A 17,269-nucleotide genomic window follows, 5' to 3' on the forward strand; every position below is an offset into this window, starting at 1 on the left:
TCGCCTCCACCCGCCCCTCACTGGGCCGGCAGCAAAGTACCCGCTCCGGACGGCGGAGCGATGGTAACGCCGGACATCCAGTGCCCGGCAAAAGTCAGAATGGTGTTCTTCGACCAGTCGGCGACGATCAGGAAATGCGGCAGCAGCACCGATTGCTGCCACCACGGGTCCTGTTGCACCGGCGCCAGGCTCAGCAGCCCGACCAGCAGAACCACCAGCAGCACGCCACGGGCACCGCCGAAGACCATGCCGAGCACACGGTCGGTGCCGGACATGCCGGTCACCCGCACCAGCTCGCTGATGAGGAAATTGACGAGTGCGCCCAGCAGCAGCGTGACGACGAAAAGAATGGCGCAGGCGGCAATGACACGCCCGGAGGGCAGCTGGATGTAGGGTGCGAGATGCTCGGCCAGCGCGCCGCCGAACATCCAGGCGACCGCACCGGCCACGATCCAGGTGACCAGCGACAGGGCTTCCTTGACGAAGCCTCGGCTCAAGCTGATCAGGCTGGAAATGACGATGATGCCGATCATCGTCCAATCGACCCAGGTAAATGCCACGTTGCGGCCCAGAAACGGAAAGGCCCCGCATTTTAGCAGAGGCCTTCGATTTAGCAGAGCCCCAGTTTGACATGGGGCTGATTGAGTGAAGCTAACGACCCGGCTCAGCCACGCTCAGGCTGGAAGCGCACCACGAAGCCATTGAGCTTCTGCTGCTTGCCCAACTGGTCGCGCAGGCGGTCCGCCTCGGCGCGCTCGACCACCGGACCGACGAACACCCGGTTCATGCCGTCGAAGCTGCGCACATAGGCGTTGTAGCCCTGGCTGCGCAGCTGCTTCTGCAGTTCGTCGGCGCGGGCGCGGTTGGACAGGCTGGCCAGTTGCACCGACCAGCTGACCGGCAGATTGCTGGCATCCAGGCGCTGGGCAGGAGCGGGAGCCGGGGCCGATGCCTTGGGCGCGGCGCTGGCCTGGGCCTGCTGCGGCTGCGGTGCGGGAGCGGCAGGTTTGGGCGCCGGCGCAGCGGGTACCGGCTGCGCGGGAAGGCTGGCGATCGGCGCAGACGGCGCGGGAGTGGTTGGCGCAGGAGCGACTTCCGGCTGTGCAGCGGCGTCAGCCTCTTCCGCCTGCGGCTCCGGCACCTCGGTGGGCTGCACCTCGACGCTCGGCATCGCCGGTGGCTTGGGCATTACCGGCGCCTCGACCACGACCTGACGCATCTCGTCCTCGCGGGTAAACAGCATCGGCAGGAAGATGATGGCCAGCGCCAACAACACCAGCGCGCCGACAACCCTCTGCTTGAGCCCCTTATCGAGCAAGGCCATGGATCACTCCCCTTTTCCTTATCGAGCAGCCCTGACGAGCCACTCCAGGGCATCCGCCACGCTGTAGAACGAACCGAACACCAGAATCTCGTCGTCCGCCGAAGCCGCATTGCACTGCGCTTCAAGCGCCGCGGCGATGTCCGCGTGACGACTGACGCTCGCGCCACGGGCGCGCAGCGCAGCTTCCAGCTCTTCCGCCGGCCGACTGCGACCGGTGGGCAGCGGCGCGACGGCCCAATCCTGCACCAAGCCGAGCACGGGTTCCAGTACGCCGTCCAGATCCTTGTCCGCCAGCAAGCCGAAAACGGCGCGGCGCACACCCTTGGGCGGCGCAGAGCGCAGGCGGCCGGCCAGGTACTGCGCGGCATGCGGATTGTGCCCCACATCCAGCAGCAGATGGCGCTCTTCACCGCGCCATTGCACGCTGCGACGATCCAGGCGCCCGGTGACCCGGGTGCGCTGCAGGGCGGCGGCCAGTTGCTCGGGCTGCCACGGCAGGTCCAGCAGGGCGTAGACCTGCAAGGCCAGTGCCGCGTTCTCCGTCGGCAGATCGAGTGGCGGCAGGTTATGCAGGGTCAGGGCTTCCCCGGCGGCATTGCGACCGCGCCAGTGCCAGTCGCCCTCGCCCAGCGCCAGGTCGAAATCACGACCACGCAGCAGCAACGGAGAACCCAGGCTGCGCGCTTGATCCAGCAACGGCGCTGGCGGCTCCAGGTCACCGCACACGGCGGGCTTGCCGGCACGGAAGATACCGGCCTTCTCGAACGCCACGCTTTCGCGGGTATCGCCCAGCCAGTCGGCGTGATCGATACCTATGCTGGTAACCACGGCGACGTCGGAGTCGATCAGGTTCACCGCATCCAGACGGCCGCCCAGGCCGACTTCCAGCACCACGGCATCGAGGCCCGCGCGCTCGAACAGCCAGAAGGCCGCGAGGGTGCCCATTTCGAAGTAGGTCAGGGAGATTTCGCCACGGGCCGCCTCGACGGCGGCGAAGGCTTCGCAGAGTGCCTCATCGCTGGCTTCGACGCCCTCGATGAGCACACGCTCGTTGTAACGCAGCAGGTGCGGCGAGCTGTACACGCCGACGCGCAGGCCCTGCTCGCCGAGCAGGGCGGCGAGGAAGGCGCAGGTGGAACCCTTGCCGTTGGTGCCGGTGACGGTCACCACGCGGGGCGCGGGACGCCCCAGCCCGAGCCGGCCAGCCACCTCACGGGAGCGGTCCAGCCCCATGTCGATCGCGGTGGGGTGGAGTTGTTCGAGATAGCTGAGCCAGTCGGCAAGGGTACGTTGGGTCATCCTGCGAGCGCGGTACTTGGAGTGTGGGTGAACTTGGCGAGCAGCTTGGCCAGCCGCTCGCGCATTTCGGAACGGTGCACGATCATGTCGATGGCGCCGTGCTCCAGCAGGAACTCGCTGCGCTGGAAGCCTTCGGGCAGCTTCTCGCGCACGGTCTGCTCGATCACGCGCGGGCCGGCGAAGCCGATCAGGGCGCGCGGCTCACCGACGATCACGTCGCCGAGCATCGCCAGACTGGCGGAAACGCCGCCGTAAACCGGATCGGTCAGCACGGAGATGAACGGGATGCCTTCTTCACGCAGGCGGGCCAGTGCGGCGGAGGTCTTGGCCATCTGCATCAGGGAGATCAGCGCTTCCTGCATGCGCGCACCGCCCGAGGCGGAGAAGCAGATCATCGGGCAACGATGCTCCAGCGCATAGTTGGCGGCACGCACGAAGCGCTCGCCGACGATGGAGCCCATCGAACCGCCCATGAAGGAGAACTCGAAGGCACTGGCCACTACCGGCATGCCCATCAGCTTGCCGCTCATGGAGATCAGCGCGTCCTTCTCGCCGGTGTCTTTCTGCGCGGCGGTCAGGCGGTCCTTGTACTTCTTGCTGTCGCGAAACTTCAGGCGGTCCACCGGCTCCAGCTCGGCACCGAGCTCTTCGCGGCCCTCTTCATCGAGGAAGATGTCCAGGCGGGCACGGGCACCGATGCGCATGTGGTGATCGCACTTCGGGCAGACGTCCAGGGTCTTTTCCAGCTCGGGGCGGTACAGCACCGCTTCGCAGGAAGGGCACTTGTGCCACAGGCCTTCCGGAACCGAGCTCTTCTTCGCCTCGGAACGCATGATGGAAGGGATCAGCTTGTCTACCAGCCAGTTGCTCATGCTCTCGTCTCCAGTGCAGGGTCACGGCCTGAAACCATGCGCGTGTCCCTGAGCAAATTCATCGTCGCGGTTCCGGCCTCAAGGACCCGAACCCCTCGCAAACACAGGCGCCGCCAGAGGCGTCGCCACGAATACACCACTCGATGCGGGTCGCCGGCGATGAACACCAACGATTCCCAGCGCTGCCAGGCAGCGATTGGGTAGTGGACGGCGGCAGTCCGCTCGTCGTCACATGAAGATTCCGCGTCACGCCACCGACCGGCACTGGGCGATGAAGTCGCGGATCTTCTGCCCGTCCTTGATGCCCTTGCTGGCCTCGACGCCACCACTGACGTCCACCGCATAAGGACGCACCTGGGCGATGGCATCCGCCACGTTTTCCGGCGTCAGGCCGCCGGCCAGGATCAGGGGGCGTTTCACATCCCTGGGCACCAGCGACCAATCGAATGCCTGACCGGTCCCGCCGGGCACGCCTTCCACATAGGTATCGAGGAGGAAACCACTGGCCTGTGGATATTTCGCGATCTGTGCTGCTACATCGTCGCCCGGCTTGACCCGCAGCGCCTTGAGATAGCGTTTGTGCCAGCCCGAGCAGGCTTCGGGCGTCTCGTCGCCATGGAATTGCAGGATGTCCAGCGGCACCGCATCGAGGATCTCCCCCAACTCGCAACGACTGGCGTCGACAAACAGGCCGACCGTGCTGACGAAGGGCGGCAGCGCGGCGACAATCGCCCGCGCCTGCTGGATGCTCACCGCGCGCGGGCTCTTGGCGTAGAACACCAGTCCGATCGCGTCGGCACCCGCCTCGGCGGCGGCCAGGGCATCCTCGACTTGGGTAATACCGCAGATTTTGATGCGAACGGCGGACAAGATGCAGCAACCTTCAGGCAAGTGATCGATCGATGTTAGCAAATGCCCCCGGCATCGTCAGCCAAGGATATCGGGCAAACTTGAAAGGAAATGTGGCCCCAGATAACGCTCGGGCAGCTCGAACTCTTCCGGGTACTCCACGCGCACCAGGTACAGCCCGTAGGGATGCGCGGTGACGCCACCGGCGCGGCGGTCACGCGCCGCCAGCACCTCTCCCGCCCACTCCACCGGGCGCTCGCCGGCGCCGATGGTCATCAGCACGCCGGCGAAGTTGCGCACCATGTGGTGCAGGAAGGCGTTGGCGCGAATATCCAGCACGATGAAGCGGCCATGCTCGATCACCTCCAGGTGATGCACGGTTTTCACCGGCGACTTGGCCTGGCACTGCACGGCGCGGAACGAGGTGAAGTCATGGGTGCCGACCAGCGCCCTGGCCGCTTCGCGCATGCGCGAAACGTCCAGCGGGCGATGGTTCCAGGTGACTTCCTCGGACTGGTGCGCCGGGCGAATCGGGTCGTTGTAGATCACATAGCGGTAGCGCCGCGCCATGGCGGTGAAGCGCGCATGGAAATGCGCCGGCATCACTTTCGCCCAGGTCACGCTGATGTCGGCCGGCAGGTTGGCATTGCCGCCCATGATCCAGGCCTTCAGCGGGCGCTCGACAGCGGTGTCGAAATGCACGACCTGTCCGCTGGCATGCACGGCGGCATCGGTGCGCCCGGCGCAGATGACCGAGACCTGCTCGTCGGCCACTTTCGACAGGGCTTTTTCCAGCGCCGCCTGCACGGAGGGCACGCCGTCTTCCTGGCGTTGCCAGCCGCGATAACGGGCACCTTTGTATTCGACGCCCAGGGCAATCCTGGAAACGCCAGCGGCAGCCACTTCGGCTGCCGCTTGGGGTATTGCTTCACTCATCTATCTGGAGCCTTCCGGCTCAGGCGATGCGCCCGAGCAGTTCACGCGCTTCCTGCTGCTGATTGTCGTTACCCTCGGCGAGCACTTCGTCGAGGATGTCGCGGGCGCCTTCGGTGTCGCCCATGTCGATGTAGGCACGCGCCAGGTCGAGCTTGGTGGCGGCTTCATCGGCGCCGGAGAGGAAGTCGAACTCGTCATCCTCCTCCGCACTTTCGCCGGCAGCGTCGAGATCATTCGTCGCGAAGCTCGCTTCCGGCTCCAGCTCCGGCGTCGGCGCCTTGGGCTCCTCGACGTCGCCAGCCAGACGATCCAGTTCCGCACTCACCTCGTCGAGCTGGGCGGAGAAGCTGTCGTCAGCCGTGACCGGCTCGTGCTCCTCGCCAGGCAGGGAGAGATCGAAGTCATCCGGCAGGTCGGCCAGGGACTGCGTCACGCCATGAGCCTTGTCGAGGGAGAATTCCTGCTCACTGACACCGGACAGCGCCGTGGTGTCATCGTCCAGACCCAGCAGGAAGTCCTCTTCCGGGGACGACGGAGCGTCCTTTTCCAGGTCGAGGGTAAAGTCTGCCAGGTCATCGGACAGCGACACGTCCGCAGGCTTGGCGGCAGGCTCCGCACCCAGGTCGAGGTCGAAGGCGAAGTCGTCGTCCGCCTTGGCCGGCTCGGTGGCAGGCGCATCGAACGCCAGGTCGTCGTCCAGGTCGAAGGAGCTCAGCGACAGGTCGTCGGCCTTGCTCTCGACCGGAGCCGCAGGCTTGTCGTCGCCCAGCTCGAGATCATCCAGCGCCAGGTCGAAGGCGTCGTCGAGATCGCCCGCCAGAGGAGCCGGTTCGGCGGCAGATTCCGGCTGGACCGGCGAATCCAGGTGCAGGTCATCCAGGCCGAAGCTGCCGAGTTCGTCGGCAGCAGCCACGGCGGCGGCCCCCGCCGCACCCACGGCAGCCAGAGCAACCATGCCCGGATAGCGGGACTTCAACTGCTCGACCTGGCTGTCGGCGCCGCCCATCTCACGCAGTTCGTTTTCCTGACGGGCGAAGCCTTCACGGTCACCGATTTCGGCATACACCTCCATCAGCTTGAGACGCAGGTCGGCGCGCTGCGGCTCGTCGTAGATGGCACCCTGCAGGAGTTCGGCAGCCTGGTTGAAGCGACCGTAGGCAATGTAGATATCCGCCTCGCCCAGGGCATCGCTGGTCTGTGCGGCGACACGCTCGGGCGCCGACGCCGCCGGAGCGGCCACTTCGGCAGCCTGCGGGACGTCGAGGGAATCCAGCTCGCCATCACCCAGGTCGAAACCACCACCCAGGCCATGCTCGTCGACCTCGGCCGCGGCATCCAGTTCCTCGCGTTCCTTGGCGGCCCGACGGCGCGAAATCACCATCAACAGCACCAACAGCGCCAGCACGGCGCTACCGCCGATAGCGCCCAGCCAGATCGGGTTGGCCAGGACTTCATCGATGAAGCTCTCCGCGACGGGCTCGACAGGAGCGGGTGCCGGAGCAGGAGCTGGTTTCGCTGCTGCGGGCTTGGCGGCCGCGGGTGCCGGAGCCGGAGCCGGCGGGGTAGCCGGAACCGCAGGAGCGGCAGGAACTGCCGGCGCATTGGACTCGGGCGCGGCAGGCTGAGCAGGCAGGGTCGGAGCGGCGGATTGCTCAGGCGCTGCGGGCTGCGGAGCAGCAGGAGCAGCAGGAGCAGCGGAAGTATCCGCCGTCGGCGCCTGGGCTGCGCCTTGCGGCGCAGTACCGAGCTGGCTCTGCAGCTTCGCCAGTTGGGCATCCTTCAGCTCGATGAGCTTCTGTAGCTTGTCCATCTGGCTTTTCAGGTCGCCCATGCGACTCTGCAGCTCTTCGTTCTCGCGGCGGGTGGTATCCAGGCTTTCCTGGGTCACGGCGAGCTTCTCGGCAATGGCCTTGCCATCCTTGCTGCCCTTGTCGCCCCCCTTGGCCTTGCCGTTTTCGCCTGAGACCAGGCGCAGGCTGTCCTTCTCCTCGGCTTGCGAGGGAGCGGCGCCAGCGTTGGCGCGCGGCGTGGCATCCAGCTGACGGGCACCGCCAGTCGGCAGGCTGCGCCCTTCGCGCCAGGCGGTGTATTGCTGAGTGACTTCGGCGGCCGCGTCAGGCTGCGTACGGGACTTGATCTGCTCCGCATCCGGCAGGCGCAGCACCTGGCCGCTCTTCAGGCGGTTGATGTTGCCGCCGAGAAAGGCGTCGGGATTGAGATCCTGGATCGCCAGCATGGTCTGCTGGACCGAAACGCTGCTGTTCGGACGCGCACGCGCTGCGATTTCCCACAGGGTGTCATTGCGGCCGGTACGATATTCGTTGCCCTCCAGGCGGCGCGGAGCCGGCGCAGCTGCCGCAGCAGGACGCGGGGAGGGTGCAGCGGCCGGACGCGGCGCGACCGGAGCAGGCTGGCGGGAAATCGGTGCCGGCGCAGCCATGGGTGCGCGAGGCGCGGCGGCTGCGGCGGTCTGCGGGGAGTACAGCGGCGGGTCGAGCAGCACGGTGTATTCGCGCAGCAGGCGGCCATTAGGCCAGAGCACCTCGACCAGGAAGTTCAGGTAGGGCTCCTGGACCGGACGATCCGAGGTCACGCGAATGACACTCTTGCCATTCGGCTTGATGATCGGGGTGAACTTCAGACCGGTGAGGAAGTACTGGCGGTCGACACCTGCCTTGTTGAAGTCTTCCGGCGACGCCAGCTTGGGGATTACCTCGCCCTGGGCAAGATCACGAACTTCGACCAGGTCGATCTCGGCATCCAGCGGCTGGTTCAGGGCTGAACGCAGGTGGATGTCTCCCAACCCCAGTGCATGCGCCATGCCCGTGGTCAATGCCGAAGCAGCCGCGATTGCCTGCACCAGTTTACGAAGCCGGATCATAATTTAATCCCTTGTTTTAATAGCTTTTTCTGGATTAGAGCGAAGTCTATTAGGTTGCCGCTGCCCATGATGTCCGCCGTTTTCACGACGGGACCTCTCCCCTGCCAGCGCCAATCCCAGCCAGTATTGCCAAGCTAGAATACTTCTTCAAATATTCGGTAAGTATCTTTTACAGATAGTGTTTTATCAACAATTCGGCCAAGTTCACAGCATTCAGGCCTGCGCCTTTTCGCACATTATCTGACGCAATCCACAAATTCAGTTTGCATGGATTTGTCAGACCAAGACGCAGGCGTCCGACATAAACACTATCCTGCCCCTGCGCATCGCCGATGACAGTCGGGTAATCGTCCTCGACCCGCTCGATGCCAGGCGCGTCATCCAGGGCAGCCAGCGCCGCGTCCAGTGAAACCGGTGCGGCGGTGGTGATCGACAGCATCAGCGCATCGCCGAAGAACACCGGCGCCATGACACAGGTGACATCCAGCGCACCTTCCAGCTCCGGGAACAGCGCGGAGAGCTCGGAGGCCATGCGTCGCTCCAGGGCCGAATGCCCCTGCTCATCCACCGCGCCGACCTGGGCCAGCATGTTGAAGGCGTACTGCCGGTCAACCAGCTTCGGCTCCAGCGGGCGGGCGTTGAGCAGCTCGGCGGTTTGCCGCGCCAGTTCCTGAACCCCCTCGCGCCCCAGGACCGAGGCGGAAAGGCAGGCGGTGACGCTCAGCTGGCGAACTTCCAGCACGTCTCGCAGCGCGGCGAGCACTTCGGCGACTTCCGCCGCCGGCGCGCAGGGCGCGGCGATCCGCACCGGCAGGCTGAACTGTTCCAGCGCCTCGCCATTGGCCGCCGGCAAGACAACCAGGGATTGCTCCGCCAGCGCCGCCCCACTGAGGTCGATCACGCTGCAACCGGCCGCCAGCGCCCGAGCGGAGCACTCATGGGCAGCATCGGCGGTAGTGGAGAGGAAGGCCAGGCGGACCTTGGCGAAGTCGAAGTCGGACAGCTTGCCGACGCGCAGGTTGCGCCCACGGAACGCCACCGACTTGCCGGCCGATTCGCCCGTGGCCAGCAGATACAGGGTGCCTACGGGAAAGTCCCGCTCTTCCAGCAGCTCGACCAGTGCCTCGCCCACAAGTCCGGTGGCGCCTACTACGGCGATGTCGATGGTTTCAGGCATCCAGTGTCTCGCGATATCAGGGAAGTAAACTGCGCTGCACTTTACTTGCCCCCCAACGGCGAGGCAATCGAGTGCCTCGCCGCCTATCGCGACAGGACGGGCTACGGATGCGCGACGCCGTCCGAGGCCTGAGCGGCAACCACGGCCCCACCCTGGGCCGGGGCAGGAGCGGCAGCTGGCACTACGGGCTGGGCAGGCGCCACGGGCGCGCCGGCAGGCTTGCCAGCCCGGTCCTGCTCCGCCAGACGAGCGATCAGGCCGGCAATCTGCGCATCCTTCAATTCGACCAGCTTGTTCAGCTTCTCCATCTGGCTCTGCAGATCGGCGATCCGGCTGCGCATTTCATCGCCTTCGCGACGAGCGCTGTCGAGTCCCTCCTGCAGTACGGCGAGCTGTTCGGCGTCGGCCTTGTCCTTCTGGCTGGCGGCGCGCCCCGATACCAGGCGCAGGTTATCGCGCTCCTCGGCGCTGACCGGCGCCGCTCCCGCTTCGGTCCTTTTCGTCGCATCCATCTGCCGGGCCTGCGGCAGCGCAGCCTGGCGACGTGCCTGCCACTCACCGTTCTGCGCCTCGATACGCGCCACGGCCTGTGCATGACTCTGTGCCCGCACCTGCTGTTCATCGGGCAGGCGCAGCACCTGCCCCACCTTCAGCCGATTGGCGTTGCCATCGACGAAGGCATCCGGGTTCAGTTGCTGGATCGCCAGCATGGTCTGCATCACCGACACGCTGGACGAGGGACGATTGCGCGACGCAATGTCCCACAGGGCATCGTTGCGCTGGATGCGATAGCTGTCCGACGCTGGCGATGCCACTGACGGTGCCACTGCCTGCGCCGGCGCAGCCTGGCGAACAGGCGCGGCAGCCGGGCGGGTCGCAATGGCCGCCGGCGGGGTCACCGGTGTGGCGACGTAGCTCGGCGGGTCGAGCAGCAGCGTGAATTCACGCACCAGGCGTCCCTGCGGCCACACCACCTGCATCACGAAGTTGACGTAAGGCTCCTGGATCGGACGCTGCGAGGTCACGTGGATGACGCCACGACCGTTCTTGCCGATATCCGAACTGAAACGCAGGCCGGTCACCAGCTGGCTGCGGTCGACACCCAGGCGGTCGAAGTCCTGCTGGGAGGCGAGGCTGACCACCACCTCCTCCGCATTCAGGTCGCCCACGCCGCGCAGTTCGATGTTCGCCGACAGGGTCTGCCCAAGGACCGCACGCGATGAAATCTCGCCCAGCTCCAGCGCACTGGCGGTGCCTGGCAGGAAGGCCGAGGCGATGGCCGCCGCCAACAAGAAACTGTGAATCCGAGACATCCTCTCCCCCGCAGCAAGTATCCAATTGGCCGGCGCGAACGGGCGCGCCGAAACCCGGGCTGCGAGGATAGCGAGTGGTTCTCCACTGCTTTTCCGGGTCCGTCACAGAACACCGCGAAATCAAGGGAGAACACCGCCAACATCCCGGACTTCGAACGTTTTTGTGCGCAAGATCACTTGCCGCAGAAAGCACGACGCCGGCACAAGGCCGGCGTCGTGGGTATTACTCAGAAGCGGATCAACGCTCGAGCAGAATGCGCAGCATGCGACGCAGCGGCTCGGCGGCGCCCCACAGCAGCTGGTCGCCGACGGTGAAGGCACCCAGGTACTGCGAGCCCATGTTGAGCTTGCGCAGACGACCGACCGGAACGCTCAGGGTGCCGGTGACGGCTGCCGGAGTCAGTTCGCGCATGCTGATGTCGCGCTGATTGGGAACCAGCTTGACCCAGGGGTTGTGCTGGCTGATCAGGCCTTCGATGTCGGCCATCGGCACATCCTTGTTCAGCTTGATGGTCAGCGCCTGGCTGTGGCAGCGCATGGCGCCGATGCGCACGCAGATACCATCCACCGGGATCGGGCTCTTGAAGCGGCCGAGGATCTTGTTGGTTTCCGCCTGGCCTTTCCACTCTTCGCGGCTCTGGCCGTTGGGCAGTTCCTTGTCGATCCACGGGATCAGGCTGCCGGCCAGCGGCACGCCGAAGTTCTCGGTCGGCATGGCGTCGCTGCGAATGGCTTCGGCGACCTTGCGGTCGATGTCGAGGATGGCGCTGGACGGGTTGGCCAGGTCATCGGCGACGGAGGCGTTGATGGCGCCCATCTGCTTGATCAGCTCGCGCATGTTCTGCGCGCCGGCGCCGGAGGCCGCCTGGTAGGTCATGGCAGACATCCACTCGACCAGACCGGCTTCGAACAGGCCGCCCAGGGCCATCAGCATCAGGCTGACGGTGCAGTTGCCGCCGATGTAGTTCTTGGTGCCGGCATCCAGCGACTGGTCGATGACCTTGCGGTTCACCGGATCGAGGACGATGACCGCGTCATCCTGCATGCGCAGGCTGGAAGCGGCGTCGATCCAGTAGCCCTGCCAGCCGGCTTCGCGCAGCTTGGGGAAGACTTCGTTGGTGTAGTCGCCGCCCTGGCAGGTCAGGATGACGTCGAGGGTTTTCAGTTCCTCGATGCTGTAGGCGTCTTTCAGGGGGGCAATGTCCTTGCCAATGGACGGACCTTCGCCACCCACGTTGGAGGTGGTGAAGAACACCGGCTCGATCAGGTCGAAGTCCCGCTCTTCCAGCATCCGCTGCATGAGCACCGAACCGACCATGCCACGCCAACCGATCAGACCTACACGCTTCATCGCTACTACACCTTCATATATTTAGAGGGCCGTCGCTCCCGCATTCCAACAAGGGGCCGGGAGCGAGCGAGCCGGAGAGATTACAGATTCCGCAGCGCGGCGACTACCGCATCGCCCATTTCGCGGGTGCCGACCTTCTTGCAGCCTTCGGACCAGATGTCGCCAGTGCGCAGGCCCTGGTCGAGCACCAGGCTCACGGCCTTCTCGATGGCGTCTGCGGCAGCGCCTTCGTTGAAGGTGTAACGCAGCATCATCGAGACCGAGAGGATGGTCGCCAGCGGGTTGGCGATACCCTGCCCGGCGATGTCCGGCGCGGAACCGTGGCACGGTTCGTACATGCCCTTGTTGTTCGAATCCAGCGACGCAGAAGGCAGCATGCCGATGGAGCCGGTGAGCATGGAAGCCTCATCCGACAGGATGTCGCCGAACATGTTGTCGGTGACCATCACGTCGAACTGCTTGGGCGCGCGGACCAGTTGCATGGCGGCGTTGTCGACGTACATGTGCGACAGCTCGACGTCCGGGTAGTCCTTGGCGACTTCCTCGACCACTTCGCGCCACAGCTGGCTGGAAGCCAGAACGTTGGCCTTGTCCACCGAGCACAGCTTCTTGCCGCGTACGCGGGCCATGTCGAAGCCGACGCGGGCGATGCGGCGGATTTCGCTTTCGCTGTACGGCAGGGTGTCGTACGCCTGGCGCTCGCCGTTCTCCAGCACGCGCTGCTCGCGGGGCGAACCGAAGTAGATGCCACCGGTCAGCTCGCGGACGATGAGGATGTCCAGGCCGGCGACCACTTCCGGCTTCAGGCTGGAAGCGCCAGCCAGTTGCGGATAGAGGATGGCCGGACGCAGGTTGCCGAACAGGCCCAGTTGCGAACGGAGCTTGAGCAGGCCGCGCTCGGGGCGGATGTCACGCTCGATCTTGTCCCATTTCGGGCCGCCCACGGCGCCCAGCAGGATGGCGTCGGACTTGCGCGCGCGCTCCAGGGTCTCGTCGGCCAGCGGCACGCCGTACTTGTCGATGGCGGCGCCGCCCAGGTCGTCGTGGGTCAGTTCGAAGCCCAGCTGGAACTTGTCGCTGGCCAGCTCCAGGACCTTGATCGCCTCGGCCATGATCTCCGGGCCGATACCGTCGCCGGGCAGAACCAGAATCTGTTTGCTCATCTCTTCGCTCTCTTGTCTAAAGACGCTTGGCAAATAACGTATCGCCCCGGGAGGCTCGCACCACCCGGAGCGTTCAAGAAATATTCAGCGCTCGGCCCAGAGCACCAGCACGTCGGTGCTGAAGGAGCCCTCGGCGTCGATTTCGAAATACTCGCGCACCTCGTCGCCCACCGAAAGCTGCAGGGCGCGAATGGCCTGGCGCATCACTTCGGGGGTGCGCATGCGTTCGACCCAGGAGGTGAATTCCAGGCGCAGGCGCTGGCGCTTGGCGGCAGTTACCGCAAGACCCGCCTCGCCCACCAGACGCGCCCACTCCGAGGGGGAGTAGTCGCGCACATGGCTGGTATCGCGCAGGACTTCGACAGTCTGCAGATGGGTGTCCAGCAGAGGCAAGCCCGGCGCCGCCACATCGATGAAGCAGGCCACGCCGCCCGGCTTGAGCACCCGGCGCACTTCGCGCAGCGCCTGGCCGACATCCCGCCAGTGGTGCGCGGAATAGCGGCTGAAGACGAAATCGAACTCGCCATCCTCGAACGGCAGCTGCTCGGCGGCGCCACAACGGGTGGAGATGTTGCCCAACCCGCGCTCGGCAGCCGCCGAAGCCACCACGTCGAGCATCTGCTGCGACAGGTCGTAGGCCACCACTTCGCCGGCCAGCGGCGCGACGTTGAAGCTCACGTGCCCTGCCCCGCAACCCAGGTCCAGCACACGCGCACCGGTAGTCGCCGACAGTCGCTCGTGCAGCTGGGCGAATTCCTCGCCCTGGGCGTGTACGGCGCTGGTCAGGTAAGCGTTGGCCTGGGCGCCGAACTGGCGCTGGACCACTTGCTCGTGGCGACTCTCGGTCATGGTGCTCTCCTCTCGCGGTGGTGCGACGCCGTCAGGCGTCGCGGAACAACCAGGGCTGGCTCTTCTTGTAGCCGGTTTCGAAACTGCGGATGGCGTCGGCGTCCTGCAGGGTCAGGCCGATGTCGTCCAGGCCGTTGAGCAGGCAGTGCTTGCGGAACGCGTCCACTTCGAAGCTGTACTGCTTGCCGTCCGGACGGGTCACGGTCTGCGCGGCGAGGTCGACGGTCAGCTGGTAACCCTCGGTCGCTTCGCACTGGGCGAACAGCTCGTCCATCTCTTCATCCTTCAGGATGATCGGCAGCAGGCCGTTCTTGAAACTGTTGTTGAAGAAGATGTCGGCGAAGCTCGGCGCGATCACGGCGCGGAAGCCGTACTCGTCCAGGGCCCACGGCGCGTGCTCGCGGGAGGAGCCGCAACCGAAGTTCTCGCGGGCCAGCAGCACGCTGGCACCCTGGTAGCGCGGGAAGTTGAGGACGAAGTCCTGGTTCAGCGGACGCTTGGAGTTGTCCTGGTTCGGCTGACCCACGTCGAGGTAGCGCCACTCGTCGAACAGGTTCGGGCCGAAGCCGGTGCGCTTGATCGACTTGAGGAATTGCTTGGGGATGATCTGGTCGGTGTCGACATTGGCACGGTCGAGCGGTGCGACGAGGCCGGTGTGCTGAGTAAAGGCTTTCATCTATAGGTCTCCTCAGGCCTGCATCAATTCACGTACGTCGATGAAACGACCGGTCACCGCAGCCGCGGCAGCCATCGCCGGACTCACCAGGTGGGTACGGCCACCGGCGCCCTGGCGGCCTTCGAAGTTGCGGTTGGAGGTGGAAGCGCAATGCTCGCCGCTCTCCAGGCGGTCCGGGTTCATCGCCAGGCACATGGAGCAGCCCGGTTCACGCCATTCGAAGCCGGCTTCGATGAAGATCTTGTCCAGGCCTTCCTGTTCGGCCTGGGCTTTCACCAGGCCCGAGCCCGGTACGACCAGCGCCTGCTTGACGGTGGAAGCGACCTTGCGGCCCTTGGCCACGGCGGCGGCGGCGCGCAGGTCTTCGATGCGCGAGTTGGTGCAGGAACCGATGAACACGCGGTCCAGCTGGATGTCGGTGATCGCCTGGTTGGCGTTCAGGCCCATGTACTTGAGGGCACGGACGATGGAGTCGCGCTTGACCGGGTCGGCTTCCACGGCCGGGTCCGGCACGTTCTGGTCGACGGCCAGGACCATCTCCGGGGAGGTGCCCCAGCTGACCTGCGGCTTGATGTCCTCGGCACGCAGCTCGACGATGGTGTCGAAGTGCGCGTCGGCGTCGGAAACCAGGTCGCTCCAGGCTTCCACGGCCTTGTCCCAGTCACTGCCCTGCGGCGCGAACGGACGACCCTTCACGTATTCGATGGTTTTCTCGTCGCATGCCACCATGCCGACGCGGGCGCCCGCTTCGATGGACATGTTGCAGATGGTCATGCGGCCTTCCATGGACAGGTCACGGATGGCGCTGCCGGCGAACTCCAGGGCATGGCCGTTGCCGCCCGCGGTGCCGATCTTGCCGATCACCGCGAGGACGATGTCCTTGGCGGTCACGCCGAAGGGCAGTTTGCCCTCCACGCGAACCTGCATGTTCTTCATCTTCTTGGCGACCAGGCACTGGGTGGCGAGCACGTGCTCCACCTCGGAGGTGCCGATGCCGTGGGCCAGCGCGCCGAAGGCGCCGTGGGTCGAGGTGTGCGAGTCGCCGCAGACCACGGTCATGCCCGGCAGGGTCGCGCCCTGCTCCGGGCCGACCACGTGGACGATGCCCTGGCGGACGTCGTTCATCTTGAATTCGAGGATGCCGAAGTCATCGCAGTTCTCGTCCAGGGTCTGTACCTGGATGCGCGAGACTTCGTCGGCGATGGCGTCGATGCCGCCCTTGCGCTCGGCCTGGGTGGTCGGCACGTTGTGGTCCGGGGTGGCGATGTTGGCATCGATGCGCCACGGCTTGCGGCCGGCCAGGCGCAGGCCTTCGAAGGCCTGCGGGGAGGTCACTTCGTGCAGGATGTGGCGGTCGATATAGATGAGCGACGAACCATCGTCACGGCGCTTCACCTCGTGCATTTCCCAGAGCTTGTCGTACAGCGTCTTGCCGGCCATCAGAGAATCCTCATCAGCGTCTTTCTATGCCCCTTGGGCTTGTGGGGATGATGCTATGGAAAGGAACCGAATAACTCAAATTCATATTTTTTATTCAAAGGATTCCCAGAAGGAATACGGGTACGTTATAAGAGTCAGGCGCCGTTTTCAGCCCCTCCGGGAGTCGACATGGACCTCACCAGTCTCAACACCTTCCTCGCCATCGCCGAGTCCGGCAGCTTCTCCGAAGCCGGCGAACGCCTGCACCTGACCCAGCCTGCGGTGAGCAAACGCATCGCCGCCCTGGAGAGCCAGCTGGGCGTGCGCCTGTTCGACCGCGTCGGCCGTGAAGTGACCCTGACCGAGGCCGGCCGCGCCCTGCTGCCGCGGGCCTACCAGATCCTCAATGTACTGGACGACACTCGCCGCGCCCTGACCAACCTCAATGGCGAGGTGAGCGGCCGGCTGGTCCTGGCCACCAGTCACCACATCGGCCTGCACCGCCTGCCGCCGCTGCTGCGGGCCTTCACCAAGGCGCACCCGCAGGTCGCGCTGGACATCCAGTTCTGCGATTCGGAAGTGGCCTACGAAGAGATTCTGCATGGCCGCGCCGAGCTGGCCGTGATCACCCTCGCCCCGGAAACCGCCGAGCCGGTGCGCGCCGTGCCGGTGTGGGACGACCCGCTGGACTTCGTCGCCGCCCCCGAACACCCGCTGTCGGTGCAGGGCCCGGTATTCCTCGCCGACGTGGCGCGGCACCCGGCGGTGTTCCCCGGCGGCAATACCTTCACCCACCATATCGTGCGGCGCATGTTCGAGGCCGAAGGCCTGACGCCGAACATCGGCATGAGCACCAACTACATGGAGACCATCAAGATGATGGTCTCCATCGGCCTGGCCTGGAGCGTACTGCCGCGCACCATGCTCGACGACAGCGTCGTGCGCCTGCCGCTGCAGGACATCCAGCTCAGCCGCCAGCTGGGCTACATCCTGCATACCGAGCGCACCCTGTCCAACGCCGCACGCGCCTTCATGCGCCTGCTCGACGCCCAGGCGGCCGGGCTTGCGCCTGTCGCGGCCTAACCTCTATTGTTCTGACAGAACTAGAAGAACAAGGGGCCCGAATGCCCGTCCGCAAGCCAATTCGCGACCGCCTTGTG

The 17,269-nt window shown here is 65.5% G+C and carries 15 protein-coding genes; 1 reads left to right on the plus strand and 14 read right to left on the minus strand.

Annotation, left to right across the window (positions count from 1 at the left end):
* Positions 1–17: 17 nt before the first annotated feature.
* The 14 genes from ACAW63_RS24600 to leuC all read right to left on the minus strand — a co-directional run bounded on the left by ACAW63_RS24600 (position 18) and on the right by leuC (position 16,130).
* Entirely contained in the window at positions 18–560 is a 543-nt protein-coding gene (locus ACAW63_RS24600) for a CvpA family protein (RefSeq protein ID WP_207884323.1), read from the minus strand.
* Positions 561–664: 104 nt separating this feature from the next.
* Positions 665–1,324, minus strand: a complete 660-nt coding sequence (locus ACAW63_RS24605; protein ID WP_371229842.1) for an SPOR domain-containing protein — start codon at positions 1,322–1,324, stop codon at positions 665–667.
* 18 nt (positions 1,325–1,342) lie between these two features.
* On the minus strand, positions 1,343–2,623 hold the full coding sequence (gene folC, locus ACAW63_RS24610; protein WP_371229845.1) for a bifunctional tetrahydrofolate synthase/dihydrofolate synthase: 1,281 nt from the start codon (positions 2,621–2,623) through the stop codon (positions 1,343–1,345).
* Complete coding sequence (accD, locus tag ACAW63_RS24615) at positions 2,620–3,495, minus strand: acetyl-CoA carboxylase, carboxyltransferase subunit beta (RefSeq protein WP_275610917.1); 876 nt, start codon at positions 3,493–3,495, stop codon at positions 2,620–2,622. The genes folC and accD overlap by 4 nt, the downstream gene beginning before the upstream one ends.
* A 246-nt stretch (positions 3,496–3,741) precedes the next feature.
* Positions 3,742–4,365, minus strand: coding sequence for a phosphoribosylanthranilate isomerase (locus ACAW63_RS24620; RefSeq protein ID WP_371229849.1), 624 nt, complete (start codon positions 4,363–4,365; stop codon positions 3,742–3,744).
* 57 nt (positions 4,366–4,422) lie between these two features.
* Positions 4,423–5,280 carry a tRNA pseudouridine(38-40) synthase TruA gene (gene truA, locus ACAW63_RS24625; RefSeq protein ID WP_371229852.1) on the minus strand — a complete coding sequence of 286 codons (858 nt, stop codon included), beginning with the start codon at positions 5,278–5,280 and terminating at the stop codon, positions 4,423–4,425.
* Between the two features lie 19 nt (positions 5,281–5,299).
* Positions 5,300–8,161, minus strand: coding sequence for a FimV/HubP family polar landmark protein (locus ACAW63_RS24630; protein ID WP_371229855.1), 2,862 nt, complete (start codon positions 8,159–8,161; stop codon positions 5,300–5,302).
* A 169-nt stretch (positions 8,162–8,330) separates the two neighbouring features.
* Positions 8,331–9,338, minus strand: a complete 1,008-nt coding sequence (locus ACAW63_RS24635; RefSeq protein ID WP_371229858.1) for an aspartate-semialdehyde dehydrogenase — start codon at positions 9,336–9,338, stop codon at positions 8,331–8,333.
* A gap of 101 nt (positions 9,339–9,439) precedes the next feature.
* Positions 9,440–10,651 carry a FimV family protein gene (locus ACAW63_RS24640; protein WP_371229860.1) on the minus strand — a complete coding sequence of 404 codons (1,212 nt, stop codon included), beginning with the start codon at positions 10,649–10,651 and terminating at the stop codon, positions 9,440–9,442.
* A gap of 238 nt (positions 10,652–10,889) precedes the next feature.
* On the minus strand, positions 10,890–12,002 hold the full coding sequence (gene asd / locus ACAW63_RS24645; protein WP_275610911.1) for an aspartate-semialdehyde dehydrogenase: 1,113 nt from the start codon (positions 12,000–12,002) through the stop codon (positions 10,890–10,892).
* A gap of 80 nt (positions 12,003–12,082) precedes the next feature.
* Entirely contained in the window at positions 12,083–13,165 is a 1,083-nt protein-coding gene (gene leuB, locus ACAW63_RS24650) for a 3-isopropylmalate dehydrogenase (protein WP_275610910.1), read from the minus strand.
* Between the two features lie 84 nt (positions 13,166–13,249).
* The gene (locus tag ACAW63_RS24655; RefSeq protein ID WP_371229862.1) at positions 13,250–14,014 is read right to left on the minus strand and encodes a class I SAM-dependent methyltransferase; all 765 of its coding nucleotides are present in this window, start codon (positions 14,012–14,014) and stop codon (positions 13,250–13,252) included.
* 31 nt (positions 14,015–14,045) lie between these two features.
* A complete protein-coding gene (gene leuD, locus ACAW63_RS24660; RefSeq protein ID WP_371229865.1) occupies positions 14,046–14,690 on the minus strand; it encodes a 3-isopropylmalate dehydratase small subunit in 645 nt (214 codons plus the stop codon).
* Positions 14,691–14,702: 12 nt separating this feature from the next.
* Positions 14,703–16,130 (minus strand): 3-isopropylmalate dehydratase large subunit, encoded by a 1,428-nt coding sequence (gene leuC / locus ACAW63_RS24665; RefSeq protein WP_343572623.1) that lies wholly within the window; start codon positions 16,128–16,130, stop codon positions 14,703–14,705.
* A 168-nt stretch (positions 16,131–16,298) separates the two neighbouring features.
* Between leuC and ACAW63_RS24670 the strand changes: the two genes are divergently transcribed.
* Positions 16,299–17,192, plus strand: coding sequence for a LysR family transcriptional regulator (locus ACAW63_RS24670; protein ID WP_275610907.1), 894 nt, complete (start codon positions 16,299–16,301; stop codon positions 17,190–17,192).
* Positions 17,193–17,269 lie beyond the last annotated feature (77 nt).

It is taken from the genome of Pseudomonas sp. QE6, assembly GCF_041379005.1.
Classification (GTDB): domain Bacteria; phylum Pseudomonadota; class Gammaproteobacteria; order Pseudomonadales; family Pseudomonadaceae; genus Pseudomonas.

What these genes read in the sequence shown, in the direction of transcription:
- ACAW63_RS24605 (WP_371229842.1), bottom strand. Translation starts at nt 1,324, where the DNA reads ATGGCCTTGCTCGATAAGGGGCTCAAGCAGAGGGTTGTCGGCGCGCTG.
- folC (WP_371229845.1), bottom strand. Translation starts at nt 2,623, where the DNA reads ATGACCCAACGTACCCTTGCCGACTGGCTCAGCTATCTCGAACAACTC.
- accD (WP_275610917.1), bottom strand. Translation starts at nt 3,495, where the DNA reads ATGAGCAACTGGCTGGTAGACAAGCTGATCCCTTCCATCATGCGTTCC.
- truA (WP_371229852.1), bottom strand. Translation starts at nt 5,280, where the DNA reads ATGAGTGAAGCAATACCCCAAGCGGCAGCCGAAGTGGCTGCCGCTGGC.
- ACAW63_RS24630 (WP_371229855.1), bottom strand. Translation starts at nt 8,161, where the DNA reads ATGATCCGGCTTCGTAAACTGGTGCAGGCAATCGCGGCTGCTTCGGCA.
- ACAW63_RS24635 (WP_371229858.1), bottom strand. Translation starts at nt 9,338, where the DNA reads ATGCCTGAAACCATCGACATCGCCGTAGTAGGCGCCACCGGACTTGTG.
- ACAW63_RS24640 (WP_371229860.1), bottom strand. Translation starts at nt 10,651, where the DNA reads ATGTCTCGGATTCACAGTTTCTTGTTGGCGGCGGCCATCGCCTCGGCC.
- asd (WP_275610911.1), bottom strand. Translation starts at nt 12,002, where the DNA reads ATGAAGCGTGTAGGTCTGATCGGTTGGCGTGGCATGGTCGGTTCGGTG.
- leuB (WP_275610910.1), bottom strand. Translation starts at nt 13,165, where the DNA reads ATGAGCAAACAGATTCTGGTTCTGCCCGGCGACGGTATCGGCCCGGAG.
- ACAW63_RS24655 (WP_371229862.1), bottom strand. Translation starts at nt 14,014, where the DNA reads ATGACCGAGAGTCGCCACGAGCAAGTGGTCCAGCGCCAGTTCGGCGCC.
- leuD (WP_371229865.1), bottom strand. Translation starts at nt 14,690, where the DNA reads ATGAAAGCCTTTACTCAGCACACCGGCCTCGTCGCACCGCTCGACCGT.
- leuC (WP_343572623.1), bottom strand. Translation starts at nt 16,130, where the DNA reads ATGGCCGGCAAGACGCTGTACGACAAGCTCTGGGAAATGCACGAGGTG.
- ACAW63_RS24670 (WP_275610907.1), top strand. Translation starts at nt 16,299, where the DNA reads ATGGACCTCACCAGTCTCAACACCTTCCTCGCCATCGCCGAGTCCGGC.